This window comes from Natronococcus roseus (assembly GCF_043677095.1).
GTDB classification, from domain to species: Archaea; Halobacteriota; Halobacteria; order Halobacteriales; family Natrialbaceae; genus Natronococcus; species Natronococcus roseus.
In genome coordinates this window covers 76,254-103,234 of sequence record NZ_JBHLJR010000009.1, presented here as the reverse complement: position 1 = coordinate 103,234, position 26,981 = coordinate 76,254, and the positions used below count along the sequence as shown (strand labels likewise).

Below are 26,981 nucleotides of genomic sequence, written 5' to 3'. Positions count from 1 at the left end.
CACAAGATTGCCTGCTTAACCAACAACGGGTGCAGTAGAGGGGCCCGTTGGTTAACTACGCCGGTAGTAGATTGGGGATCGAACGAGACTCAGTTGCTACGGAGTTGTGTGAGAAAGTGGCTGCTGCTCGAGCGGTGGCCCCAACTGAACGGCCTGGTTATCCTTGGTAGGTTCTGTCGCTGTGAGTGCAGCCGCTAGGCGAAACCATGAGCCGACCATTGGATGCTTAAGTACTCGTAACGGGTCCGGTGGCCAGAACAGCACATTCCCGAGCGGATCGTCGGGATCGCCGTAGCGATCTGGTGGGAGAATCGTCTCGAGCAATGCATCGGCTGCATCGAGGAGCGTCTGGTTCTCCTCGAGGACGGCTGGAGCAACGGGCTCGCGGCGTTCGGTGGTCGTCTGGAACGACAACGTTAGGCGATATCCGTTTTCATCGATACGGATGAGATCGAGCGCCTCGAGTCGATCGCGGTAGTTCCGGACCGTCCGTGTCGAGACGTCTGCTCGGTCAGCGAGTTCACACTGTGAGAGACGCCTTTCAGCTGTGAGCAGTGTCTGAACAATTCGACCAACTGTCGGCGGCAGATCGGAAAGTAACTGCTCGGGCTCGAGTGTTCCCAGTGTATAGCGGAGTTCATCCGGCCGAAGCTCTCGACAGTCGTCTTCGGTAGCGAGTTGCTGCAAGGCTCGAGCAGCGGCGTAGGGTGAGCCAGCCAATCCGTGAAGCAGCGAAACGATCTCTCGAGTCGGCCGGAGGTTCTTGGACTGCAGAATCCGCGTCGTAGCTGCTGCATAGGCCGTCCGGTCGACCGTCGACAGGGAAACGTGGACCGCGAACTCGGGAGCGTCCTCAGCGAGTGCTGCTGGCGTCTCGAGTGATTGCTCGAGTTTCGGGCGGAGTCGATGGACGTCGTCTCCACGAACGACCAGGGAGCCGATGAGCGTCCCTAGCGGGTCGTCGGCATCGACGGTCGGCGAGAGTGCCGTCTGTCGCTTCTCCTCTCGAGCTTCGAACAGCTGGCGGTAACAGGCGAATGCACCGTATTTCGACTGAATTGCCGTCGCAATGCCGATTGTGGTCGCCAGTTCGTTCAGCGAGTTCGTGTCGAGCCCAGACGGTACTCGGAGTTCGCGAGTGACGTCGATTCCGAGAGCATCGAAGAGATGCACAAGCGATCCGGCAAGCCCGTGAGCCGACCGCATGATTGAACCCCGGAATTGATTGCGGTCCTCGTACTCGCCGGCAGAGAGTTTCGCCGTGAGATCCTCGAGTTCAGTTCCCCACTCGATGAACGCCTCACGAAGTGTTTCGCGATCCTCGAGAGCTTCATCCGAGAGCCCACCGATACAGCGAGCATCCCGGAGGATCGCCGGCGGGTCCTCCAACGACTCGAGGCGACTGTCGGTAAGGACTCGGTTGACCAGACGGGGAGAGGCTAACGCGGTCGCGAGACTCACCACGTACTGCAGGGACCCACTGGCCCGAACCGCGACCACGGCCTCTTCGCGATCGCCGTCGAAGCTCACATATCGAGTGTGGTCCGGAGCGTCCGTTCGGTCCTCGAACGGCGCGTCTACGAGGGTGATATCGCCGGCCTCTCCACAGCCAACGGCACCAGCATGTCCTGGACGATCAAGGTAGGCGGTCCGGTAGGGGTTGCTATCTGCACTGCCGTCACCTTCTTCCCCTCGTGTACGCGGGGTTACACGGCACTGTTGGTCGGATGTTCCGGTGTCGCTCACGGCCCCGGTCAGTTCCTGCTGCCGGCCGACTTGGGCGTCGAGCGTGGCGAGTAGCTGTCGGCCGGCCTCGAGCAACTCGACAGTCCGATCATCGGCGGGGCCGAACTCCGCGACGAGTCCAAGCTCGGTGAGCGAGTTCTGCTCGGAGACCAGCAGTTGGGAGATCCGACTGCGATCGACGTCGTGCATTGCTCGTAGTGCGTGTCTCGAGAGCGTCTGGGCGGGTTCGTCCGCGAGTTGTCGCAGGAGTTCGACCTTCCGGCCGTCCGGGTCCAGTACCTCGAGTGCTTGCTCAACTTGGTCCCCAGTCGGATGGTGTGTTTCTCGCCACTCGCTCACGCCGGGCAGCTCTTCGCGATGTTCTCGAGCGAGCCAGTGCTGAGTGCGTCCCGTCGCGGCGACGCGGATATCGAAGCCCGTTGCAAGGATGGCGAGCAGGCGACAGATCGACTCGCGTTTTCGCCGTGGGGTGTCCTCGAACGTGCGGTCGATTGTGATTGTGAGCGTCGGTGGCTGGTCGTCGGAGACGTTGGTGGCAAAGAAATCGGCAGTCGCGAACAGGTCCTCGAGACTCGCATGGCCCTGCCCGAGGTTCGGCACGAGATCAGCGGCGAGCCGCCACGCTTCTCGTCGGTTGCCGCGGGCGACGTCCAGTATACGAGAGCGCAGCCAGTAGGGGATCTGCTGGTCCTCGAGGGCTTCGTAACACTCGGTAACAGTCCGGCCGTCGGCAAACTGGCGGACGGCGCGAATGAATCGGTCTCGAATCGACTGCTGGTCGAACAGTTGGTTCCAGAGTTCGGAGACCGGGTCGGTGTCGATTGCTAGCTTGGCGGCTGGCGAGAGCGGCGGCTGTTGTGTCGGTGTGAGTCCCGCGTCGGTCACAGGAGGCTCACCTCGAATGGGAGTCCGAGTGTGCGCTGGGGGCGTGCTGACTGGCGAGTGAGGTGGCGTGCCATCGAGTCCTGGAGGCGACCGTGAAGAGTGCGGACAGCCGAGCGCAGTGGCTCAGGGACTGTCGGCGCGAGTGCGTGGTCAGGGGATCACCGGGGTGGGACGGGCATCGCCCGTGGGTCGGTGGCCCTGTTGGTGGGTGGACTCGAGTCAGTGAGTTCGGGCTCGAGGACGATGAGTCGGATCTGCTGGGTGGCCAGATCAGCGCGGGTGCCGAGTCGGCACTGCGCGAGGAGTTCCGTACAGCCGACTGTTGGGTGGCGAATGGTGTCGGGACTGCAGGTCAGACAGTAGGGGCGATGGATTGCCCACTGGTCTGTGTCGGCTGGGCGGGCGGCGAAGACGGTCGCGCGGTCGCCTTCCTGGAGGGTGTCCCCGCAGTGTTGGCACGCAGTGGGTTGGGGACCGACTGGGAATCCCTCGAGGAGTTGGATGGGGGTGGTGGCAACTTTCATTGGTCGTCACCCTTGGAGTTGCGGAACGTGGTGGTGAGGCTCGAGTAGAGGTGTTGGGTGGTGAAGCCGCGCTCGGCTTTGACGTACTCGATCCAGTCGTAGATGCGCTGGTTGTGTTTGGCGAGGTTGTAGCGGCAGGTTCGGTCGGTGTTGTGGATGACGTGGACGGTTTCGTCGGTGGTTCGGTAGACGTGATGTGCGTCCTCGGTGTCGATCCCGACGAGAATGTAGTTCGGTCGGTGTTCAGTGCGACTGCGAGCCGAAACGGTTTCGGGTGTGCGTGGTTGAATTGACATTGCTTCTGTAGCACCAGAAGCGCAGGTCGGGTGCTCCAACACCCGGCCGAGAGTTTTCCCGGCCACCTCACGCTTCCATTCCGTGCTATCCCTGCTGGTTACTTAGTTGTTTTGCATACTGCCAAGTGGATGTGGCTTGTCGATAACGCCTGCCATTATACAAAAATCTATTTGTCGGTTCGCAATGTACAATTGACTGGGTGATGCACCAGTGCGTATGGCAATCCAATATACCGAATCAATGAACGCTCTTCTCGACTGGTTCAATGAGCAGCCTTGTTCGTGCGCTACGATCGGCCATATCGAAAACGAACTTGATTGGTCTCGTGAGACGATCCGGAACAATTTGAAGCAACTCGTGGCCGGAAACTACGCTGAAATCCGATACCAACCAACTGGCGAATATCGACTGATCGAGGATCCTCGAGAGATAGACCAATAATTTTGAATTCGGAAAGACACTCGTAGAACGCTCTCGTCAATCAACTAATACTGGGTACGCTCAACTAGACAGCCCCTCCCAGTCCTATAGGTTCTCGTAATTGCTAATCGCAGTTCTCCAATCAACCGGGATTGTAGCAGCCTTTCTCGTTTCGGGATCAGTATTAACTTGGATTGTTTCCGCGGTGGCTGCAATTGTCGTTTCCCCAGAATTAGATTCAGTAGTTCGAATTTCGTACTCCATAGGAATACTGGAGTCACCTAGCTGAGGGACGCGAACTCCGACGTCTACCGATTGATTGGGGGTAATTTCGCTATGATACTCGATCTGTAACATAGCGATGACCGTATGGAGCGTTTCGAAGGGAACACCGACAACATTATCGTAGTAGCCTCCCCGTGCCTCCTCGAGATACTTCACGTATGCAACATTGTTCACGTGACCAAGAGTGTCAAGATCGCCGAATCGAACGGCGATGTTCTGGACGTAGTTGAATTCGTTCATGTGATTCCTATCATTCGTACGCTAGTGTTGGTGGGACATACGATGCAGAGTGCGAGTCGTTTGTACAAATTCAGTGGTTGGATCAAGTTTCTTGGTAATTATAGTCGTCTATTTTTGCGATTGAAGCGGTGCCAATCTTGACCAGGCCTTTAGACAGCTACTTCGGTAAAGATGTAACAGCCCAGTTTCCTCTATGAAGTGAGCATATCAGCTAACTCTTCGGTATCGGAAACGGTGATATCTGGCTGGTGAATCCAGCTACCGTATGGATTCTCGTGCCTATTCAAGAATGCTCCCCGCATTCCGACCGCCTTCGCACCCACAAGATCAAATGTGTGTGCAGTTACGAACACGACTTGATGAGATGAAACATCAAACTCTTCACAACATAGATCATATGACGCTCGGTGTGGTTTGTATGCACCAGCATCAGCAACCGACACTACCCCGTCTAGCTCCGTATCGAAATTGGGACGGACAGCATCAAGCATATCAGGGTCACCGTTCGAGAGGCCAACCAACTTGTATTCCTCACTCAAGCAGTCTAACGCAGCGTCAACATCCGGGTATGGCTGGAGTGTTTTCCACTGTCGGATGACATCACGAATTTCCTTGTCAGGAACGTCGAGACCGATCTGCTCTAGCCGATAGCTGAGGGCCCGACGGCTGATCTCCTTGAACGGGGTGTGGGGCCCCGGGATCAACGAATCGATCATCGAGTCCCGGAAGTGCATAGCCAAATACCGGCGAAGCAAGATCTCAGGATTGTAATCGCTCCCGTGATCGTTGAGCAATGCGCTCAACGCAGGGATTAACGTGGATTCACGATCAAGCAGCGTGTCCCATAGGTCGAATGCGAGCACTTCCGCCTCTTCTTCGATTGTCTCTGCTGCAATATTGGACATGTGTCGATTAAGGTTGTGGTTTGACGAGATATTAAGTTAATGATTGGGGCATTTTCGTGAATGGTCCCACAATGGTGGATAATTGTTTGGAGGTGTCTAATTCAATCACTGATGGCAAATAGATGTGGTAGCTGGGTCACACCGTAGTCTAATTAGTAGTACACTGTATCTGTGGTGCATCTACTTTTGACAGAGCATTCGCTATCGTTGAATGCAGTCTATGCGTAGTAGATTGTAGCGTGATTGCTACTGCTGTCTTGAAAATAAATCTACCATCGGATCAAATCAGTGGATTAGGGATATTTGAGATTGAGCGTGATGTCCTCGGTCGCGCCGATTAGTTTGTCACAATACATTTCTTTTACTTTCCCATTTGTGGAGATTCTGTGTGCTGGCCCGGAGATGCTGATGGAACCTATGATCTGTTCGTCAGCCGATAGGACCGGTGCACCAACCGCGATCAATCCATTAACGGTTTCGCCTTTGTTCATTGCAAGGCCCTCTTCTCTGATCGTCTCGATCTCCGAGAAGAGGACCTTCTCATCCGTGATCGTCTTCTCAGTCTGTGCTGGAAGACCCCAATAATCGATGATCTCGACCATGCGCTCTTTTGGGAGATTTGCTAAGATCGCTTTACCTGAAGCACACATGTGAAGGTATCGAGGCTTTCCGAGCAACGTGTTATTTGGTGCTCCGTATTCACCTTCCGCTTTATCGATATATATCCCACGGCCATGTTCCTCAATCATGAATTGTACGCGTTCATCTGTCTCATCGGCTAACCGTCTCACGTTGGCCTTGATCACGTCCAGTCCTTCCACCCTGCTCTGGGCATGCCTCGCAAAGTGCAGAAAGCGATTCGAGATGGCATACTCCCTATCGATCCTGACAAGGTAGTCAAGTTCTTGAAGCGTAGATAAATGAGCGTGAACCGTACTCAGGGAATAATCAAGTTCTTGGGCGAGTTCGTTCACTCCCCCACGGCCCTCTCTCACAATACACTCGAGTATCCGGAAAGATTTCTCGACCGATTTGATTTGCTTGTTATCCCCTGGTTGCATACTTGGCCTAGACCACGGAAGCAGATAAGTTGTCGAATAGGAATCAAATAATTGCTACTTTGGCCCGTTGCTGGGAAAGTAGTGGTCAGACGGTTCTGCTGATAATCTTAATTGGGGACATATTTCAAGACCTCTGCTGCATACGTGCTCTGTATCTGTGTACGCGATGCGAACGCTGACACGAGCGTTTCTGCTGAAGGAAGCCTACGGCTGGGATCACGAAACAGCACTCTTGGAGTATCTCAAAGACCAGCCAGTGATCCAACAGCAGCTTGGCTTTGAGACGCTTCCCGATCAGTCAACACTCTGGCGGACGTGGCACTGCCGGTTCTCACCTGATCTCCAGGAGACGATTCAGAAGAGCGCACGAACCGTTCTCATCAACGCCAACAGGGACGGCAGCGACGTTCCCAGAGACCCGCTTCGTAACTCTGAGAGCCATGAAGAGACCAGTCCCACCGATCACGAAGTGCTCACCCATGCAAATGAGATTACTGAACAGGTGAGTCATATCGCCTATCCGGTGTTCTCGCTCAATCGCGGAGACAACTGTGAGATCCATCCAAACGCGTTCTGGGATCTTCAGACGTATCTCGGGCTTCGGGAGAACCTGGCAGCGAACGAAGGAGCACGTAGCTTCCTCTATGATTCACAGCGGGATCGGACACCGTTAGGACACGCTCATCGAGCGCATATCCGTGGCCTCTCGATCGAGTCGATTCGAGAGATGTATCACGAGGCGTTGCAGCGGCTTATCGACCGAGTGTCGGAGACGGAAGTTTTCCATCGTGCTGGACTCGTTGCGATCGATACGACCGAAGCAAAGCCGTTCACAGGTGATCGAACTGGCTACGAGGACGAAATTCTTGGCACGAAAGATGGCGAGTACGCTTACCAGTGGGCGACGATACAGTTGGTGGGAAAGGCTGTTCCATTGGCGCTAGATGCTCGGCCAGTCCGAAAGGGAGAGAGTCGTCGCGAGATCGTTGAGGACCTGCTAGACTCCGCGCAGGACCCCGTTCACGTCGATCGTGTGTTAATGGATCGGGCGTTCGATAGTCAGCACATCCTCGAAGAAATCGACCAACGTGGTCTCGGGTATGTTGTTCCAAAGCGGATGTACACGAGTGAACGCGCTCAGGCAAAACGTCTACTCCGGTGGGATCGAGATCGCTATGTCACTGACCGGAAACTCCACTTGGGGAAGAACGAGTAGCATGAAACGACACTGATCTACAGGCGACGGGAAAACGCTGAGAGCACCGATTATACGCAGTACAGTGTCTTCATGACGAACTGCCGCCCAGGAGCAGTCCACTTCTACAATTCGCGGTGGGAGATCGAGAGCGGCTACAAGAGTATCAAGCGGTTCATGGCAGCGACGACATCGAAAAGTTTCGTGCTACGGTTCTTCTACTTCGCGTTCGCCTGTCTGCTATATTCGATTTGGAGAGCTGTCGATCTGCTCGTGCAGATCGAGTTGACTGGCGAGTACGAACAGACACCACTCGTAACGGCGGAAAATACGCTCACGCTGTTGAAGAATGAGACGGGAATCGGGTAAAGAGCCACTCTACCCGCGTGGAAGAGTTGGTTTTGAGTGGCGACACTGGAAGCTACCTCGGAAGAGCGTCGAAACCCTTCTAAAACTAACGGGAATTAGCGACTGAGAGGGTGTCTGAAAGATCAGATAGATTGATTTGTCCGAATTCACCGACGACAAGCCTGCTAAACGGCCTGTAGTCCCATCTTCCACACAATCTCGGAGGATGATTTTGATGCGTGCCTTAATTTCTACTTACAATCTCCTGAATGTTCCCCTCGTGATCCACGCTGCTACCACTCGAGTGTACTGTACGCTTTCGAGCTAATCTAGTGACAACACTGGGCAGTCAGAGCCAGTCATCGGGAAGTTCGTCGGCGTGGTTCTCCATCAACTCCAACAACGGCCGAATTTCCTCGAACTGTGGCCCCTTCTTGACAGTGTTCGTCTCCCGGTTCCACTCGATGAATCCCGCCTCCTCGAGTTTGGGGAGGTGCGTGTGACGCATGTTGATCATCAGTGATTCGAGATCTTTCGCTTCGTGGTTGACGCTGTCGGGGATCTGTGGATCGTGATCGTTCTGGGGGTTGTGTTCGAGCAGCGCGACGAGTACTCGTCGCCGGTACTTGTTTGCCAGGACATCTAGAAGGTTATCCATCGAAGGCGATGATAACGAGTCAGTTGCGGTCATGATTTGGCTTCGCCGTTCTTGTAGGTCCCAGTTGTTCCAGCGATCACTGTGCGAAGAATCTCGGGATCTGATGCAGCGACGCGTGTCGTAAGTTCACCAACCTCAGTTGGTGTCTCTTGTCCAAGAGGGGTGAGCAGAATGTGTCGGTTGTGGGGGTGGCTCAGGATGTTGAGCATCTCGGAGGGCAGTCCATCTTCGGTAGTAGAAGACTGGGCTGACCGCGTGTGGTTGCCTGAATCAGTTCCCTGTCTGTCGAGAGTCACACCCCCTGTTTCTAGATGTAGCGGGGAAAGGGACACTTCGAAGATGTGCGAATGTTGGGAGGGATTAATCGCATTGTTGCGATACCGTCCATAGCGGACGAGTACTACAGACCACTCTATGCATTCGATAGATCGCCTGAGACCTCATTTTGTGAGGGGTGGCATGAACTCACGAGCACGCGATGTGAGTTGGCTAATACGCAATAATCAGATAGGGATACCCTCGAGAAAAATGGATCCTCACGCGTAATCGAATACTAGTTCGAAGATACTGCGCTCGGCACCCCGAAGGTGGTAGTTGAACGTCGACTGTGAGAGGTCGAGCACGTCGGAGAGCTCTTTGCCAGTCTGCACGCGGGGCGACTCAAAGAACCCACTTCGGTAGGCCAACTGGAGAACTTCCTGCTGACGGGGCGTCAGTCGGTCCTCGGACACACCCTGAAGCGTATGTTTCATCTCGGATGAGCGAGTGCGCGTCCGTCGGCCGAGGAGTTCGAGATCCGGGATCGTTTGCTGGACCTGTTCGACGAACCCGCGGACATCAGCCGACGTAGGGAGATCGATGACGGCCGTCGCAGTTCCCGCATCGATGGAGAGCGTACGGATCGTGGCGTTCTGGGCAAGGATGTCTGCGGCGAGCATCGGATCGGCCAACTTCGCTTTGAACATAGCACCTGCGTTGCGGTCAGTGAGGTGATGCAGTTCCTCGATCGCGAGGGACTCCTCACCGGCAGCTAAGAGCTCACTAGCGCCGATATCGGTCGCAGTGAAGAACACGATCATTTCATCGTTTGATCCCGGTACAAGCCCCTCGAACTCGATCGTACAGTCTGTTTCCCAGGCGAGGCGGCACAGTGGGGTTTCTGCGGCCGCCAAACGGAGCGTGAGTTCGATTACAGTATCCGTCCGTCGAGTTTCTCTGGTTTCGACAGTGTGAATCGCGTGTGCAATCGTCTGTCCGAGTTCCACCAGCACCTTGCTATCGCGCTTGTCATACTGAGGCGTTCCGTCGTAGACTTTCAGCACGCCATAGACGAACTCATCATACACGAGCGGGACACTGAGACACGAGCGCGCACCCTGTTCCAGGGCAACCTCGCGCCAGGGGGCAGCCTGCGCATCAGTTGCGATATCATCGATGACCTGCGTCTCTCCGGTTTGAAACGCGGACGTGAATGGATTCCTCTCGCTTCCTGGTCCATCGCCTTCGGTCGTGAGATCGGCCAGCGAACTGCTGTCGATACCCGCCCATGCACGCGGTTCTATCGTTTCGGCATCAGCGTCGAAGTCACCAATCCAGGCGAACTCGAAGAGCGCAGATTCCGCGAGTCGGTCACAAACGGCCTCGTCGATCTCATTGACTGTCTCGGCTTGGACGAGCGCTTGATCGATCTGCCGAATAAGTGTGTTGAGATCGTTGAGTCGCGCCAGTTCCGCGTTTGTCCGTTCCAGTTCCCGTTCGCCGGCGGCACGGTCCCACGCAGTTTCGACGGTCGCGGCCACCGTCTCCACGAGATCGACCGTCAACTCGTCAAATACCTCGGTTTGTGTCGATCCTACACAGACAACGCCGTGTCTTCCAAGTGGCACGAGCACGCGGCTGCAAAGTGACGATGCCGAAGACGCACATCCGAGGTAGTCGAGGTCGTTGTCGATGTCGATATCGTCGCTGATGAACGTCTGCCAGACCTGGTCGGAAAATCCGTCGGGGAGTTCGATCGCCTTCGGGTCTATCTCGGAACTCGTCTGACGGGTATGCTCGTGGAGCTCTCCAGCCTGATCGTCGTATCGCCAGAGCGCGACGTAGTCAGCGTTGAGTACCTCTTGTGTAATCACGGGAACGTGATCGCGGATCTCCTGTACATCGGCGTCGATTAGTTCCCGACTTGCGTCGTTGAGGCGTTCGAGGGAGTCGTTGGTCTGCTTCAGCGCCTGTCGAGATTGGTGGCGCTCAACGGCGATACCCGCGATATAGGTGGCGAAGTCCGTTACTCGGTGTTCCCACTCATTCGGAGTGCGTGGCTCATCGAAACAGAGCATGAACGACCCCACAGGATCTCCTTCTCCGTTCCGGATGGGTTCTGAATGCCCGGCGAGGACGTCGTTCGCGACACAAAGCTCACGCCACTCCTCCGACCATCTGTCATCGGTCATAACGTCCTCGCAGGTGACGCCGTCGCCGCGAAATACTGCCTCTCCGCACGTATCGATCATGAGCTCGTTGATTGGTGCGTCTTCGAGACCTTCCCCCCACGATCGGTGCAGGTCTGGAGCGATAGGCCGCTGGAACGATTCGCGCTCGTCGCCTGCGAGTATGATACTGGCTCGGACACCATCACTCAGCCGCGGAACAGCAGCACAGAGCGCGGAGAGGCACTCCTCGAGTGGCGCACCTGTAGCAATCAGTTCGAGTAGCTCCTTTTGTTCGCTCAGTAACTGCTCTCGTTGCTTGCGCTCGGTAATATCGATACCAGTCCCGTGGACACAAACTGCCCTTCGGTCGCTCCCATCGTCCTCGAAGAACACCTCGCCATTCGTGAGCACCCATCGATTGCTCCCGTCAGGGAGCGTCGCTCTGAACTCAAACTCGTAGTTCCCGCTAGACGCCGGCTCGAACACCTCCTCTAGACGGTTAGCTACCGGTTCGCGGTCGTCCGGATGGACACGCTCCTCGAGCAATTCCGAGGCGACGATTTCCTTGTGCTCGTCGTATCCGAACAACTCGTTCATTCGCTCGTTTCCTCTCACGAGATCCGTCTCGAGGTCCCACTCGAAGACAGCGATGTTCGCGATGTCGGTCGCAAGTCGAAGCCGCTTCTCGTTCTCGCTCAATCGCGTTTCGGCTCTTTTACGTTCGGTAATGTCCGATGCCGTACCGAACCACTCAACAATGTCGCCGTCGTCGCCCAGCATCGGTACGGCTCGGGAGCGTGTCCAGCCCCGGGTGCCATCCACCTGCATCACCTGATGCTCTAGTTCGAACGTGCTTTTCGTCTCAATGGCGTCCTCGATAGCAGTCATCACCCGCTCTTGTTCGTCTGCCGGGATGTACTCCTCCAGCCATGTCTGTCGAGGTTCGTCCGTATCGACGATGAACTCCTGACCAGCGAGATAATACATCTCGGTCCAATCAGGACTCATCCGGTAGACAACGTCGGAGGTCGCCTTCACGAACGCGTCGAGTCGTGCCTCACTCTCGCGGCGTGCTTGCTCGGCCTGTGCCCGCTGAACGGCATCCCATGTGCGATCAGCCGTCACCTTGACCATCTCGACCTCGGCATCCGTCCATTCCCGGGGCTCTGATTCTGTGACAATAAAAAATGCTTTCAGTTCGCCATCCTTGTAGAGTGGCACGCCAATCCAGGCGGTAGTATCTGCCCTCTCATACATCGCTCGTTCCTCGTCGTTTAGTTCCGAGAGGTCACGGTAATCGTCGACCACGAGGGTTTCGCCCTCATGAAACCTCTCGGCGATGTACGCACCGTAATCACTCAAGCGGTGTTCTCCGACAAACGAGGCCACTCCGTTTCGGTAGTAGTCTGCATGGACAACGTTCGTATCGCCGTCGGCGAGTACCTCACCATAGTAAGCACGCTCGACATCCAGCCACTCACCGAGAACGTAGGCCGCCTCGTTCTGGACCTCGACGGGATCGGTGAGCGGCCGGGTCGCGTCCGTCAGTTCGACGCGGAAGGCGTCCAGTGACGCTTCCTTCTCGAGTTCTTGCTCGTGGTGCTTGCGTTCGGTGACGTCGACAACGAACTCCACGTATCCAACCTTGTTCACCTGCCGCGATTCGAACCGTCCCCACCAGCGTGAGCCGTCCGCATCATAGTATTGCTTCTCGTAGGGGACACCGCTCTCCGTTCGCTCGACCTGTTCGACGTGTCGTTCTGAATCCTGATAGAATTCCTCGGGCGTGAGTTCACGCCATGACGTACCTAGTGCCTCCTCGTACTCGAAACCAGTCATCTCCAGAAAAGCGTCGTTCGTGTCGATGATCGTCATCTCGTCCCCCCAGACGATGACGCCGACCATCGTCGAATCAAAGACGGGGTGGGAGCGTACCTGTTCTCGACTCCGCTGGAACCCAGTTCCTGGCGGGTCGCTTTCAGCGGGTCGCCACCACACGCGGCTGTTGGCTCCGACCTTCTTCGTTTTCAGGATGCCGTCGTCGACGAGCGTCTCGAGTCTGTTGTATATGGTGCGCTGGGTACAATCAAATCCCTTAGCGACCTCCGGCGTCGTCACCGGCGTGCTGTGCGGGCCGAGCGTGTCGACTTTATTCAGCACGTCTTCCAATTCTGGGGAGGCCGTCGTCATAGGTGGGCTTGATCGAGCACAGGCAAAAGCGTTCTCTCGATAGAAACGGTGATTTCAAACACCCGGGTCAATCATCTGGGCACCATACTATGAGAAGCAGAAGAGTGAATTCTCGCCTTCACTACCGCTAGGCCGCTATCCAACGTCTATATGGAGTGAAAACCTACGGAATCACCGGCCATGCAGCGGGACAAGTAGAGCGAGGCACGATATGACCGACGAAAACAACCCACGAGCTGACGCCGAACCGGTTGTTCAGACACGCTATTCGAGCGATGAACCCACGAGCGAGGCGGTTGTCCGAGCACTCGCAGTGGTCAAGGGCATTGAGCCGATGGAACTCGATGCTCTATGCGAGTCCATTGATCCTGAGGCACTCGACTCCCTTTTCGGTGATCCGGTGATCAGTGATGAACCACCAACAAGGATCGAGTTCAGCGTATCGGACTACCTAGTCGTTGTCAGCAGTAACGGTCGGATCGCTGTTCTAGAACTCGACGAGCAGTAGCGGACGAATTCACGTCTGCTGTCGCTTGAGGAACTTGAGGAGCGTCTCGATAGCCTCGGCTGAAGCTGCTGATTGGCCGAACATACTCTTGAACCGATGATCGACCCCACCCTCTTCGATGAACGCTTGTGCATCACTGAGCTGTTCCCGAAGAGCACCAATATCGCCGCGATACAGATGCGTCTCGACCATGTCGAGGTCGATTGACGGAATTGCAGCAAGAACATCAGCGAGATCCGTTTTCCGACCACTGTGGAGCTTGGCCGCGGCAAGCACTTCTCCATCAGCTGCTCGTGCGGTCGTTGACCGAGTTCCGCCTGAAATTGTCGTCGGGGAACTATATTTGCGCAGATAGTCGAACGACCACTCTGCCTTGGTTTGTCGGCAACCGAGGCCGTTCACAAGGAGATCTACACCAACCGGGTGAAGTAGTCCCTCGGTTCGTTCGAAGAGTTCGATTTCACGATTGTAGATTGTCTCCTCCGGTGGAACTTCGAGGTCAGACTGACGTTCGAAGCCGCGCGCTTCGAGAAATGCAACGGCTTCATCGTAGTCATCCGGGGCGATGACGAGGTCGAGATCAGTCGAGAATCGCGTTTCGAACTGACTGATCGCGTATCCACCAACGAGGATGAACCCGATATCAGACTGCTCTAGCTCTTCGAGCACTTCGATGAGTGCCTCACTGCGGTCTTCCTGGCTCATATTTAGGCTGGCTCCATACGGTAGCTCGCGTCAGTGTCGATGTCGTCGTACATGCGACCGAGCATGTCGAGTGCGGACTCGAAGGTCGCATAATACTCGTTTGCGAACGCCACGGTTTCCTGGAGTGGGATGACGGGTCGTCCATCAACCATCTCAACCTCGATCTGTGGTCGTGGCTCGAGAACGACCTGGATGGCGCCATCGAGGTCTTCAGCGGGCTGGCGTTCCTCGGCAGTCGGGATTCCGAACCGATCGAAGAACTCCGTCCAGGCGTCGAGGTCGGACTCGCGGACGGCGATGAACAGCGGATAGTCCTCTGGGTTGCGAGCGACCTGGTAACCGCCGCGGGTCCAGACGTAGACCGCATCGATGGCAGTATATGCATATTCCATGCCCGCGAACTGTGGGAGGACATACGTTTCTGAAATTGACGGTGGTGAGATGTCTGCTGCCGCCATTAGGAGCTCGAGACCAGCGTCTCGGATCGTTTGGTCGACAAGCTGGAGGCCATCATCGTACACGACGTATCCCGCTTCCTCGATACGGTTCACGACGCGGCGGATTGTCTCCCGATTTTCGTCGATCTTCCGCGCGACACTCGAAATGGTATCACCTGGGTCGAGCGCGAGGATGACCTTGAGTTCCTTCTCACCACACACTTCGTACATTCTATAGTTGCATAATTCTGTGCAACACCCAAGAGAGTTACTATTCGTGTGAGTCTGCTGACTGAATCTGGCGAGTTGCTGATCTGCTTGTGCAGATTGAATTGACCAGCGAGTACGAACAGCCACCACTCGCAACGGCGGAGAACACGCTCACGCTGTTGAAGAAGGAGACCGGAATTGGGTGAAGAGCCACTCTACCCGCGTGGAAGAGTGGGTTTTGAGTGGCGACACTGGAAGCTACCTCGGAAGAGCGCCGAACCCCTTCTAAAACTAACAGGAATTAGCGGCTGAGAGGGTGTCTGAAAGATCGCCGATAGACTTATTTGTCCGAATTCACCGACAACAAGCCTGCTAAACGGCCTGTAGTCTCATCTTCCCGGGGGAGGCAGAAGTTGAGACTACGTTGACTAATGCATATGGAGGGTACGTTTATCTCGCCACTTTGGTTCATCAAACGCTCCCCTCGACTCAGAACCTCACAAGACACGTAATTTAACGTGATTTGAGTCGTTCGTTCTGTCTTGGCTTGGAGCATGGGAGCGGATTCGTTCAGATATTTTAAGAGGTTATCGTTGTCGACGGTTGTCAGGAATTCTGCCATTAAGGTTAAAATTAAACTGGCTTCAGATCGAATAGGAGAGACGCTTTGTGAGATGCTGAATATCATTTCTCGCCACATGAGATCTGAGTAACTTGAGCCAGTTGCAATACGTTCGGATATAGTTCTAGCAGGAGTTCTCGATACTCGGGGGATATTCTCCTAATCGAAGTTTGAGGTCTGATTGCGGTCGAGCCATACAAGTTAACGCGTATTTAGAGGCCTCCCCGGCGGTAAGACCCCGTGCTGCAGGTTGGGTTACTTCCCCCTCAATAATCCGTGCTGAACAAGCAAGACACATCCCGACTCGACACGAGTATTCTAACGGAAATCCTTCTTTCAAGCACGCCTGAAGAATCGTTTCAGTATCCGATACCGTAATCGAAGTATCTTTCGCAACAAATTCTACGTTATATTCTTCCATAGTACTCCTCTGTTAGTATTTCTGTTGAGCACCGCACACATCATAGAAGTCGGACATGATGGCATCGCGCTTTCGTTGCCATTGGTGGAAGGACTCACTCTTCGTCGGAAACACTGTATAATGGTCCGCCAGTCGGTTTGCGATCTTTCGAATTTGATAAAGCTCGTATAACTCCGACCAATGGCCAAACGTGGACGCTATCGTTTTGAGTTTGAGCCCAAGTCCCATCGAAGGGGTGCCAGACCCGCCAACCGCATCTGCAAGCTGCTGCCCTGGGAGTGAGGCAACGATCTCCGAGAGGGTCTCGATATCGTACGCCGTTCCCCAGATATTATAGAGGTCAATTACTGCGAATCGACTTCCAAAACCAGTCATCACTTTGTGATTATAATCCCAGAGCGCTTGCTCCGAAATGTCGTCCATCGCTATCGCTTCGATGGCTGCTTTTGCAGCCCAGTGTCCCGCTTTCGCGGCACCTCCGATTCCGCCACCGGTCGCTGGATTCACATGTGCGGCCGCATCACCGACTGCCATGTATCCTGGGGCAACTGCTGAGTCGTACGGCCGACGGGTTGGAAGCGCTGCTCCAAGTTTGTTTTTGACGGTTGCGCCGTCGAAGACTGGCTGATTGTGTAGATCTCGTTTTAGCGTTTCAACGAGCTGTATCGGCTCCTCTGTCATCTGAAAACCAAGGCCAACGTTGATCTCCCTTTTCGACCGTGGAAAGTACCAGAGATACCCCAACTCTGTGGTTGGTTTGAATTTGATCGCATCGGCCCAGTCAATGGGCTCTGGCACCTCGATCACCTCTCGGTAGGCAGAACAGAATTGTGAGTAGCGAACGTTCGTATCGAATGTTGACTTCGAAAAATCGGCAGTATCCTGAAGTACCGACAGAGCACCAGCGGCGTCGATCGTTATATCGGCATTGTACGTAATCGGGTCGCCGTTTTGCTTTGCCCGAATACCACAGATTTGCTCGCCCTCTTGGCAGACTTCCGTCACAACGGTGTTGTATTCGATAGTCACTCCGAGTCGTTGTGCCTCCTCGAGCAGAACTTCACCGTATCGCTTTCGGTCGATGACTGATCCAGACCGTCCAAACTCGACTTCAAGTTCTTGGTTTTCGTAGGGATTCTCGAAGATCGCTCGTCTGATTCTCTGGTTTGTGAACGATTCCTCCTTGAGATAGTCGATGTTGATAACATCCGGAAAGGTGCTCTTGCCCTTAATTGCGTCACCGCACGCAATCCGACCGGCTTCGGACTCGCTCTTTCGCTCAAGAAGAACTACGTCAAGTCCAGCATCGGCAGCAGTTGCTGCTGCAAACGACCCAGCAGTACCACCACCGACAACAACAATATCGACACTTCGGTTGTCACTGTGCTTTGCCATAGGATGTAGACAGATGTCTGAATCTCACGGTAAGAGTGTTGAAACACAATGCCACTTCCGACGTGTTTTTCAATATTATTGGGTTCGAAGAATCAGAGTACCTATCTGCAGAGAAACAGAGTTGCGATTGTATGACTGACTTGCGTGAGTTGGGGCTCTCAAGTTATGAGGAAGACGTTTACCGAACGTTACTCGTTTGCGGACCAGCAACAGCAACAGAGATTTCTAGTGATAGTAACGTCCCACGAGGACGTATCTACGATATCCTGAATGGACTGAGTGATCGCCAACTTGTACAGACACGATCACATGAACCAAAGCGATACGCTGCTATCGATCCGAAGACAGCAATTGATAGGCTCCTCTCGGAGCGGTTCTACGAGTTAGAACAAGAATGGTATCGTCTCGAAAACATCGCTGATCGACTCCGTTCAGACCTCTTTTCTCAAGCACCACTTGATGGGAGTATTTGGAGAGGATCTATCGGGAGTAGCAGTATGATTAGAGCGACTCGCGACCGAGTTCAAACTATTGATGAAGACCTCAGTATAGTGTATGGTCTTCCATACAAAAACGCTCAAACAGATGTATTTCTCGATGAGGTTACCCAGATATTTGAGAGCTCTTCTGGTGAAATTAGTATTGACTTCATCTTCAACATTGACGTGCTTGAGGCACTTTCAGGAGTTCTCCCAGATTTGGTTGCAACAACAAACGCTGACGTACAAATCCGAGGAATAAACGAAACGACACTCTCATTTGAAATTATTGACAGCTCGAAAGCAGCACTTGAAATTCCTCACCCTCGTATTGAGAGTGAGCGGTTTGGCTTTGTTGGGATAAGCAACTCCGAGTTAGTTAATGAATTAAATCAGCAGTTTCAGCAGCTGTGGTACAATGCAAAACCAGTCTTATGACTGATTTTCGGGCTTTCCACCGCTATATTCTGTATGACTAAGAGCTGTTTCATCAATCTGCAGACGTACCTTTTTGCTGCGGGTCCTCACTCCCTGCGGTTGCTCGAACTGTTTGCAAAAATCTACGCTAAGCCGCTCGCTCCCACCGGTCATTCACGGGTGCTCCTCTCGTGACGCTACCGCAACGGTACCGCCTCCGTCTGTACTGATCAGTATAGATAGACTCTTGCGATCGAGTCAGCAGCGTTCGCCCAATGGCCTCAACGCAGACTTCGCGACGCGACGTCTTTCGAGCGATCGCAACTGGTTCGTACCGAGAGTGGCCAGCGTACCACACGACAGGATTGTACGACCGCAGCTCGCTCGGGGCACTCGAAGAAGATGTTCAAACAGTCGCATCCGTCTGGTTTGCTCACGAGGCTCACAATTCAGTTGACGAATTCATTTGTGAACTTCCGCTGCGATACGTTGATTTGGCTCCTCATGATCAGTACGACGAGCCAGCAATGTACGAAATGCGAACGCTGGCACGGGCATTTCTGCTGAAAGAAGCCTACGGCTGGGATCACGAAACAGCACTCCTCAAGCACCTCAAAAACCGGCCAGCGATTCGACAGCAGCTTGGCTTCGAGACACTTCCTGATCAGTCAACTCTCTGGCGGACGTGGCACTGCCGATTTTCACCTGATCTCCAGGAGACCATCCAGAAGAGCGTACGAGCCGTTCTCATCAACGCCAACAGGGAAGGCAGCGACGTTCCCAGAGACCCGCTTCATGATTCCGAGAGCCATGAAGAGACCTGTCTTAGCGATCACGAAGTACTCACCCATACAGAGGAGATTGTTGAACAGGTGAGTCATATCGCCCATCCAGCTTTCTCACTCAATCGCGGGGACAGCTGTGAAATCCACTCGAATGCGTTCTGGGATCTCCAGACATACCTCGGGCTCCGAGAGAATCTGGCAGCGAACGAAGGAGCACGTAGTTTCCTCTATGACTCCCAGCGAGATCGGACACCGTTAGGACACGCTCATCGAGCGCACATCCGTGATCTCTCGATTGAGTCGATTCGCGAGATGTATCACGAGGCGTTGCAGCGGCTCATCGACCGAGTGTCGGAGACGGAAGTTTTTCATCGTGCTGGACTCGTTGCGATCGATACGACCGAGGCAAAGCCGTTCACTGGCGATCGAACGGGCTACGAGGACGAGATTCCCGGTACGAAAGATGGTGAGTACGCTTACCAGTGGGCGACGATACAGTTGGTTGGAAAGGCCGTTCCGTTGGTGCTAGATGCTCGGCCAATTCGAAAGGGAGAGAGCCGTCGTGAGATCGTTGAGGATCTGCTAGACTCCGCGCAGGAACTCGTTCAGGTCGATCGTGTGCTGATGGATCGGGCGTTCGACAGTCAGCACATTCTCGAAGAGATCGACCAACGCGGTCTTGGGTATGTTGTTCCAAAGCGGATGTACACAAGCGAACGAGCTCAAGCAAAGCGTCTACTCCAGCGGGATCGAGACCGCTACGTTACTGACCGCAAACTCCACTTAGGGGAGAACGAGTGGCATGAGACGACACTGATCTATAGACGACGGGAGAACGCTGAGAGTAACGATTACACGCAGTACAGTGTTTTCATGACGAACCACCGTCCAGGAGCGGTTCACTTCTATAATTCGCGGTGGGAGATCGAGAGCGGCTACAAGACTATCAAGCGATTCATGGCGGCAACGACGTCGAAGAACTTTGTTCTGCGGTTCTTCTATTTCGCCTTCGCCTGTCTATTGTACTCGATCTGGAGAGCTGTTGATCTGCTCGTACAGATCGAACTGACTGGCGAGTACGAACACACGCCACTCATAACGGCGGAAAACACGCTTACGCTGTTGAAGAAGGAGACCGGAATCGGGTAAAGAGCCGCTCGGTCCGCACGAGAGAGCTGTTTCTGAGTGGCGACACTGATGGATATCTTGGAAGATCACCGAAACTGTTCTGTGAGTAATAGAAATTAGCAGTCAAGGGGGAGTCTGAAGTATCACCGCTGGACCGATTTCTCTGAATTCGCGCTCTCTAGGCCTGCTAGACCTACTGTAGTCTCATCTTCCAGGGGGAGGTAATTTATATATCGGAATATAGTTTACAAACTCCCACATTGGCTCTCGGTATGCTCGAGAAATCCTGAGGCGGCAGAATTCCAATTTCTCGAGGGCCTTGGTTAAACATCGATTTAACCATGGGGACTTACTAGGGTCGACACTGTACCCCACAGACGAATGTCTACTCCGACTGATCGACGGCCTAACTTCCAAGATTCGGCCGTCCACGAGGCAGTCTCTCGCTATCTCGAGCGCTCGATCAAGTCCGACGGCTCGAAAGCGACTATGCGGCCGGCACTCGAGCGATTCGCTGCGTTCTGTGGGTGTGAGGGGATCGACGAGATTTGCGAGCTTGAGGCTGGCGACCTTCGGGAGTTCGGATATACGCTCCGTGAGGATCAGATCGACGGCAAGATCGCGGCGTCGACAGCGAATACGTATTTCGCATACGTACGAGCGTTCCTCTCGTTCTGCGTTCGTGAAGAACTACTTGACTCGAACCCAGCGAAGACGAACAAGGCGACTGAGTACCTCCCGGAGGAGACGAACGACTCCTCGAGTCAGTTCTGGACCCCGGAACAGCGCCAAGCGATCGTGAACTATGCGACCAAACGCGTCGATATGGCGAACGACGGTACGATCCGAACTGATCCAGTGACCGCGTCGCGGGATCGGACGATCGTAGTACTGCTCGCCGAGACTGGCGCTCGAGGTGCAGAGTTGTTCGACGATTCGAAAGACGAGAAACGCGACGGTATTTCGTGGGGCGATGTCGATCTTGAGAAGCACGTTCTATCCGTCTTCGGGAAGTCTCGCCATCTCGAAGAAGTCCCGCTACCGAAAGCTGCTCGCGACGTCCTTGAGCGCCATCGAAAATACGTTGACCCACCGACTGACGAGTGGCCGGTGTTCCCGACCGGCCAGTTTCAGTCGAAACACAGTGTCCTCGAGGCAGAACTCGGTGAAGATCGGCTGCTGAAGACGCTTGAAGAGAGAGGTGATACGTCGAAGACAGCCGTCCTCGACGATCTACTCCGTAAACACGAAATCGCACCGCCGTCGATTTCCAAGGAAGGAGCACGACGAGTGATGAAACGTCTTACCGACGAGGCGAACATCGAACTCGAGGACGGACACGAGTATCTCAAGCCCCACGGAGCACGTCGCGGACTCGGCGCCGAGCTGTACGCGCTCGGCGAATCCGAAAAGGCCCAACAAGTACTGCGTCACAAATCGATTGAAACGACTCACGAGGCCTACAGTGACCTCAAGACGAAAGATCTCGCTAAGTCAATCGACGAAATACGGAAAAAGTGACTTCAGCCTTCTTGAAATACCGTCTCTGTAAAACACTATCGCGAAATGACCGAGTAGTTGAGATCCCTTACTCTCTTTGGAACACACCGCGTAAAGATTGATAGGAGAATTATACATGAATACTGAGGACAAGCGGTTGTACCAGTTATTAGGTTCGCAAGAGAATTGCAAACAGCAGCTTCAGACGACGCTTGACGCGATCAAGGCCGGAAATCGTGATATTCGGGAGATCGATATGATCGTCGCTGAGTGTGCAGATGTGGAGCCGAAACTGGCACTCGACGTAATCAAAACACTTGTGCAGGCGGAGGAGATCCTAGACAGTGATCTTGAACGATCTCTACAGGCAATTGGTGAGACTGATCCAGACCTTGCTACCGAGTTTTTTGAAGAATCAGTTGACAATCCCAACTACACGCAGGAATATATCGCAACGTACCTCCCTCACCTATTCGTCAATAATATCGAAGAGTTGTGTACACAACTAAAGCAGTGGTATGAATCTTCTCCTATGTTTTTTGAACGGGCTGTTGAAAGTCTGCTTGGTGCCTATCACGAGGCTAGGACCGGAAGCAAGGACTTAGAGAACTACGGCGAAACGATCGTAGGCTTATTGACTGACATTGCCGAGATAGAAGGAATAGATACTTCTAGTGCATTGAACGCAGATACGGATGATACACTGGTGAAAGGAAGCTTAATTTTAGATGACTTCCGGCACCAACCAGCGTCGAACCTCGACTCCTATGGTATTGGAGTGGATTACGATACCATCGCGGAGAATGCTACGGCTTATCCACGATTGGGCACTCTGCTTGGTTCTGACTGGGTAGAGAGTTTGGAGTCAGCAGGCTCCTACGACCTTCCTCGGTTTTTATCACATGAAATTGATCGGAGTGACTTTCGAGCTGTGCTTCGACAGCGTAATAATGAGCGGGATTGGTCGCAAGAGGAATTCGAGCTAATCTCTATAGCAAAATTAGTCTATCTGGATCATTGCTGTGAAACGATCGACCTTAACCAAGACTCGATTGGTTCGCTCCGTCAAATGTTGCTCGATCGCGAGAAGTATGGCGACGGTCTCGCGGAACTTGATGTGTGTAATGCGTTGCGACGGGAGTTTGTTGATCATACTGTCACAATGGAGCCAACGGTTGCAGGGAAAGATCCGGATTTTGGGCTCCTCGTTGACGGCGAACAGATTTGGGTGGAAGTGACACGTGCTCGCGAAACAAATGAGAAACGTCTTGTCGGTGTCTTTTCTGCCCCTAGCGGGGAGAGGAGTTACGTTCGGAAGAAGGTAACCGACAAAACTCGTGACCAGATCAGTGCGATCAAGCAAGCGAATCCAGACGATCTGACAATGGTTGTATTGAAAAATGAATTCTCTGCAGTAGATGACAATCTTGTCCGGGAATATGCACTAGGTCCTACGAGGTTCATGGTAAGTAGCGATCTGGATGATCCTGAAGTCTACGCAGTGTCAGGTGAACCGGTGGCGAGGAAGGATAATCATGTCGGATCAACCGACGATGAGGGTATCGAGCACTTAGATATTCTTGCTAATTTCGATTATACCACTAATTTCTACTCGAAGCCCTTCATTTCAGGGCAGGTGTTCGCTTTCAGCGATTCGGTCCCCAATTTGTTGCTTGACCGACTAGGAGAGGCATTCAATGCTGGATCACATGTATATAAGACACCGTTTGTAACAGGCTCCTGAGTTGGTCGCGACCACGATCGGCGAGCGTGAACACCGGTGGTTTGTCTTCGGCGTAGCTTCCTCATCCACATTTCGAGAGACCACGCGAGCGCGACTCTTGGTCGCGCTTGCAGCCTTTCCGCCCTGTGGTGATATAGAGCTCATCGATCTCGACCGGGCCAACGAGATCGAGAGAAGGCGCGTCGAGCGTTCTGGCGAACTGCTCGACGCGCTGGCGAAGTGACTGGCAAGAGACGTCAAGTTCAGCATCTAACTGGCGGATACTCGTGTTGAACCGAAGCAACAAGTAGAAGCGAACAACAGCTTCTCAAGGCCGATCTTGTCATTGAACGTGCGTCCACAATTTTCACAGTGATACCGCTGATATTTTCGATAGCTGCCGTACTTGGTCACCGATTCAGACTGGCAGTGCGGGCACTGGAGGTGAGCGAAACACTTCAACTGGGAACATAGTCGGATGATGCTGACGCATCACCCTTGCCCACTACGCTTTCACAGCGCCAGCTCTGTTCAACCAACAATCTGCTTCCGAAGAGCGATGTTCGAATCAATACTAATTACGGAAGAAGTTCGGTTGGCGGATTCTGTTCATCCCACTCTGTTAGCCAGACAGAAACATCATCATCAACCCATCGGAAGATCGTATCATAGTTTGGTTTTTCAAAAGTCGACTCCAGTTCGGTTACTTTAGTTTCCACGCTGCGTCCTGACGAAGCAGGGAAATATGGATTTGTGAATTGTTGATCGTGTACTTCTACGAACGCATTATAATCACCAGAGTCGAGCTTTTCAAGCTCCACGAGGAACCATCGCCGGACAGTAATATACTGTTCCTTCGTTTTCTCTCTATAGAACTCCGTTCCAGTTAGATCATACTCAGTCATGTCTTCGACTGGATCTTCGTCGAATTTACTCATCTCAACCTTCGAACGATCAATTGGGGAATCTAACAAAACCATAGTCTGATCAGAACTATCATGTCTATAGATATAAATTTGTATGCTTTTTGTATAATAGCCAGATGCCTTACCACCATAGGAGTTGAGCTTTTAAGACCGTCTACAATGCTTTCTTATGATATAGATTATATATGATATTCACATATTGGTAGTGAAATAGGTGGAGGTACGATTGGTGTGTAGTGTTGGGAAAGAGTCGCTGCAACTGGCATTTGAACGCAGGTTTGCGGCATCATTAGCGAAAGAGACGGACTGTCGCTCCGACTCTAAAAAAGTCTAATGGGATCTAATTAATCGTCTTGTTTTGATTCCCTATCGGACAATTCTACAATTTCTAATCGTACGATGTCCTCTTCTAACAATAATACGCCTGATCCTCCTTCTACCCACTCACCTGCGGTTTTATCGAACCAAAGTGGATCGTATAAGTAAATCTCTTTAGATTTGTCAGCACGGCTATATTCAGTCACTTGACCCTTTACTAATTCATCGTCTGAAGTAAGAATTTGAGCAACTGATTGATTTCTTGTTGCTCTTCTCAATACACCTTCCCACGGTTGCCAAGGATTACGCCGGAGTGTTTTGTCCCCCCACATTAGTTTGCGAACTGAGCCGGGTATATCAGAAACTAGTGCCCAAGATAAGATCCCACCAACAACGATGGTAACTACTCCTAATAGACCAACGTATTCTGGATAAAACCGACTACCAAAAAAGATACTTTCTATTCCTTCTGGAGAGGTGATTTGATGTCCTAAAAGCTCCACAGCGGTGAGGAATATTGAATCAATAATTCCACTCAGAACCAAACAAAGAATCACAAACTTAGAATTTGATATCTCCTTTTCAATAACTCCAATAGAGATCGCTATATATGCGGCGACGAACCCCGGTGCAATCAACAAAAGGCTAATAAGTAGATTTTCAGGTGACAAAGCCTGCATCTACTCGTCGTTATCTTTGCTTTGTCTTGCTCGACGTTCTCCTGTTGATCGATTTCCACTCCGAAACCTCGCTGGAATATAACCGTCATCGTACTCGGATGTTTTGGGCCTCTCCTCTTCCTCACCATTCGCTTCAGCGGATTTTTGAAAAATACCTTCTCCCAGTGCTTCTGAGAGTTCACTTCGAAGTTCCTCGCTGTCTCCAGTAACCTCCTCGTGTTCGTTATTCGTGTTGTTGTTATCAGTCATTGTTAGTCTTCGAATTCCCAGCCATCTTCTGTCATATAAGGTGATTCAAAATAGTTGACGGCCTGCCAAAATGGCCGTAGTAGTGGTGTCAATTGTTTCCGAATGTTCTCATTTCTAATAGTCACCACTGGTGTTTCGATGAACGGTGTTTCTATTTCTCTAGGTCTATCAAAACTACCCATTCTGGGTGTATAAACCCCATCCATATTTAAGTAACTGATTGTAGCGAATATTAGATCATCGTCTGACTCTACAACCGTCTCAAGGTACGAGGTTATCAGTTCAGAAAGTGTTCGTTCGAGTGTTTCAGTAGAGATGATTGGTCCCTGATTCTCCTGTTCATACACTAAATCAGTGCTAATCGCTTCAAGAACACCGGTTCGATCAATCCATGTGCAGGCCGTTACATTATTATTGACCGATTTTGATGCTTTGACTCCCCTTGAGCAGAGGCTAACCCTGTCAGAGAAATTTGAATAGGAGGCTCTTTTTATTATTGGGATCTCTGTTGATGATTCTACAAACTCAGCAGCATCGATTCGATCATCGAGATACGGTCCGAAAAAGTCCGCAAGTGAGATATGTACAAGTATGATTCCTTTCTTATTTTCATCAATCTCATATTCTCCATCATTTACACGGTCTATTCTGCGATAATGATAATCTCGAAGTATATCTGGTGGCTCAACTGCTCCAGAACATGCATCGAACAAATCTGTGATAGGTCTTGTCTTCATTTGCAGGCCTATTAGAACGCGATACTATTAACGATTAGTGGAACGACTTGAAAGTAGTATACGACAACAATTCCAAGTGATTAGAACCAGAATTTTAGGTGATGGATTTCGACTGAGTCTTAGATGAAGGGAGTGCTCAACAAGCATATGCAGGTAACGATCGCCGCTCTTTTCTACTAACTCTTTGAGAAGGACTCGAGCGATTCTCTGAGTCGCTACTTTAGTAGAACACCAAGTCATTCATCAGTATTTGTCTGCTGAAATTTTTCACGATCGATCCAGTGAAGTCGAGCATCTAATCTGCCCGCTTTAGATTGATTTTATCGAGCGGTCGTATCTCCTCAAGAGCAGTATTGACGCGCTCATCGTCGGCCTTCATTTGAAGATAGAGGTTCTGACGGTCGTGGTATAGCCTTGAGAGTGTACTCTGAGCGATTCCAGTATCCTTGGCGATGTCTGAGACTCTCGCCACGTAAGAGCCGAGCCAGGGTCTTTCTTGTCTCTAAGAACTCCTCTGAACTGGAGTCGCTTATTGTCTCCAACAATGAACCCACGGTG

At 52.7% G+C, this 26,981-nt stretch carries 21 protein-coding genes and 2 pseudogenes; 6 read left to right on the top strand and 17 right to left on the bottom strand.

From position 1 onward, the window contains the following. Positions 1 to 96: 96 nt before the first annotated feature. The 6 genes from ACFEMD_RS20765 to ACFEMD_RS20740 form a co-directional block, all read right to left on the bottom strand. Positions 97 to 2,631, bottom strand: a complete 2,535-nt coding sequence (locus ACFEMD_RS20765) for a helix-turn-helix domain-containing protein (RefSeq protein WP_394743181.1) — start codon at positions 2,629 to 2,631, stop codon at positions 97 to 99. Positions 2,632 to 2,789: 158 nt separating this feature from the next. Then, the gene (locus ACFEMD_RS20760; protein WP_394743180.1) at positions 2,790 to 3,155 is read right to left on the bottom strand and encodes a hypothetical protein; all 366 of its coding nucleotides are present in this window, start codon (positions 3,153 to 3,155) and stop codon (positions 2,790 to 2,792) included. Continuing rightward, positions 3,152 to 3,451, bottom strand: a complete 300-nt coding sequence (locus ACFEMD_RS20755) for a hypothetical protein (RefSeq protein WP_394743179.1) — start codon at positions 3,449 to 3,451, stop codon at positions 3,152 to 3,154. The genes ACFEMD_RS20760 and ACFEMD_RS20755 overlap by 4 nt, the downstream gene beginning before the upstream one ends. 526 nt (positions 3,452 to 3,977) lie before the next feature. After that, a complete protein-coding gene (locus ACFEMD_RS20750; protein WP_394743178.1) occupies positions 3,978 to 4,397 on the bottom strand; it encodes an acyl-CoA thioesterase in 420 nt (139 codons plus the stop codon). Between the two features lie 191 nt (positions 4,398 to 4,588). Continuing rightward, positions 4,589 to 5,302, bottom strand: coding sequence for a haloacid dehalogenase type II (locus ACFEMD_RS20745; RefSeq protein WP_394743177.1), 714 nt, complete (start codon positions 5,300 to 5,302; stop codon positions 4,589 to 4,591). Positions 5,303 to 5,595: 293 nt separating this feature from the next. Further along, complete coding sequence (locus tag ACFEMD_RS20740; protein WP_394743176.1) at positions 5,596 to 6,363, bottom strand: IclR family transcriptional regulator; 768 nt, start codon at positions 6,361 to 6,363, stop codon at positions 5,596 to 5,598. Positions 6,364 to 6,517: 154 nt separating this feature from the next. Between ACFEMD_RS20740 and ACFEMD_RS20735 the strand changes: the two are divergent. Beyond that, positions 6,518 to 7,927 (top strand): annotated as a pseudogene (locus ACFEMD_RS20735) (transposase); the annotation flags it as partial. Between the two features lie 328 nt (positions 7,928 to 8,255). Here the strand turns inward: ACFEMD_RS20735 and ACFEMD_RS20730 are convergent. Continuing rightward, a complete protein-coding gene (locus tag ACFEMD_RS20730; protein WP_394743175.1) occupies positions 8,256 to 8,564 on the bottom strand; it encodes a DUF7344 domain-containing protein in 309 nt (102 codons plus the stop codon). Between the two features lie 536 nt (positions 8,565 to 9,100). Continuing rightward, complete coding sequence (locus ACFEMD_RS20725; protein ID WP_394743174.1) at positions 9,101 to 13,183, bottom strand: GAF domain-containing protein; 4,083 nt, start codon at positions 13,181 to 13,183, stop codon at positions 9,101 to 9,103. Between the two features lie 211 nt (positions 13,184 to 13,394). On the opposite strand from ACFEMD_RS20725, the gene ACFEMD_RS20720 reads away from it, so the two are divergent. Then, positions 13,395 to 13,691 (top strand): HalOD1 output domain-containing protein, encoded by a 297-nt coding sequence (locus ACFEMD_RS20720; protein ID WP_394743173.1) that lies wholly within the window; start codon positions 13,395 to 13,397, stop codon positions 13,689 to 13,691. Between the two features lie 9 nt (positions 13,692 to 13,700). Here the strand turns inward: ACFEMD_RS20720 and ACFEMD_RS20715 are convergent, their stop codons facing one another. From ACFEMD_RS20715 to ACFEMD_RS20695, 4 genes are all read right to left on the bottom strand, one after another. Then, positions 13,701 to 14,396 carry a nucleotidyltransferase family protein gene (locus ACFEMD_RS20715; protein WP_394743172.1) on the bottom strand — a complete coding sequence of 232 codons (696 nt, stop codon included), beginning with the start codon at positions 14,394 to 14,396 and terminating at the stop codon, positions 13,701 to 13,703. Between the two features lie 2 nt (positions 14,397 to 14,398). Further along, entirely contained in the window at positions 14,399 to 15,064 is a 666-nt protein-coding gene (locus ACFEMD_RS20710) for a helix-turn-helix domain-containing protein (protein WP_394743171.1), read from the bottom strand. A gap of 725 nt (positions 15,065 to 15,789) precedes the next feature. Continuing rightward, a complete protein-coding gene (locus ACFEMD_RS20700; RefSeq protein ID WP_394743170.1) occupies positions 15,790 to 16,086 on the bottom strand; it encodes a 2Fe-2S iron-sulfur cluster-binding protein in 297 nt (98 codons plus the stop codon). Positions 16,087 to 16,098: 12 nt separating this feature from the next. After that, complete coding sequence (locus tag ACFEMD_RS20695) at positions 16,099 to 17,481, bottom strand: geranylgeranyl reductase family protein (protein ID WP_394743169.1); 1,383 nt, start codon at positions 17,479 to 17,481, stop codon at positions 16,099 to 16,101. Between the two features lie 131 nt (positions 17,482 to 17,612). Here ACFEMD_RS20695 and ACFEMD_RS20690 point away from each other — a divergent pair, with 131 nt between their 5' ends. The 4 genes from ACFEMD_RS20690 (at position 17,613) to ACFEMD_RS20675 (ending at position 23,534) form a co-directional block, all read left to right on the top strand. Beyond that, on the top strand, positions 17,613 to 18,398 hold the full coding sequence (locus tag ACFEMD_RS20690; RefSeq protein ID WP_394743168.1) for a TrmB family transcriptional regulator: 786 nt from the start codon (positions 17,613 to 17,615) through the stop codon (positions 18,396 to 18,398). Positions 18,399 to 18,652: 254 nt separating this feature from the next. Continuing rightward, complete coding sequence (locus ACFEMD_RS20685; protein WP_394743167.1) at positions 18,653 to 20,311, top strand: transposase; 1,659 nt, start codon at positions 18,653 to 18,655, stop codon at positions 20,309 to 20,311. Between the two features lie 468 nt (positions 20,312 to 20,779). Continuing rightward, positions 20,780 to 21,811, top strand: coding sequence for a tyrosine-type recombinase/integrase (locus ACFEMD_RS20680; protein WP_394743166.1), 1,032 nt, complete (start codon positions 20,780 to 20,782; stop codon positions 21,809 to 21,811). A 115-nt stretch (positions 21,812 to 21,926) separates the two neighbouring features. Beyond that, the gene (locus ACFEMD_RS20675; protein ID WP_394743165.1) at positions 21,927 to 23,534 is read left to right on the top strand and encodes a hypothetical protein; all 1,608 of its coding nucleotides are present in this window, start codon (positions 21,927 to 21,929) and stop codon (positions 23,532 to 23,534) included. Position 23,535: 1 nt separating this feature from the next. Here the strand turns inward: ACFEMD_RS20675 and ACFEMD_RS20670 are convergent. The 5 genes and pseudogenes from ACFEMD_RS20670 to ACFEMD_RS20650 all read right to left on the bottom strand — a co-directional run. Next, positions 23,536 to 23,996 (bottom strand): annotated as a pseudogene (locus tag ACFEMD_RS20670) (IS1/IS1595 family N-terminal zinc-binding domain-containing protein); the annotation flags it as partial. 95 nt (positions 23,997 to 24,091) lie between these two features. Further along, entirely contained in the window at positions 24,092 to 24,451 is a 360-nt protein-coding gene (locus tag ACFEMD_RS20665) for a hypothetical protein (RefSeq protein ID WP_394743164.1), read from the bottom strand. 332 nt (positions 24,452 to 24,783) lie between these two features. After that, entirely contained in the window at positions 24,784 to 25,437 is a 654-nt protein-coding gene (locus ACFEMD_RS20660; RefSeq protein ID WP_394743163.1) for a DUF6338 family protein, read from the bottom strand. Then, a complete protein-coding gene (locus tag ACFEMD_RS20655) occupies positions 25,438 to 25,686 on the bottom strand; it encodes a hypothetical protein (RefSeq protein WP_394743162.1) in 249 nt (82 codons plus the stop codon). 2 nt (positions 25,687 to 25,688) lie between these two features. Continuing rightward, positions 25,689 to 26,423, bottom strand: a complete 735-nt coding sequence (locus tag ACFEMD_RS20650; RefSeq protein ID WP_394743161.1) for a hypothetical protein — start codon at positions 26,421 to 26,423, stop codon at positions 25,689 to 25,691. Positions 26,424 to 26,981: the final 558 nt, after the last annotated feature.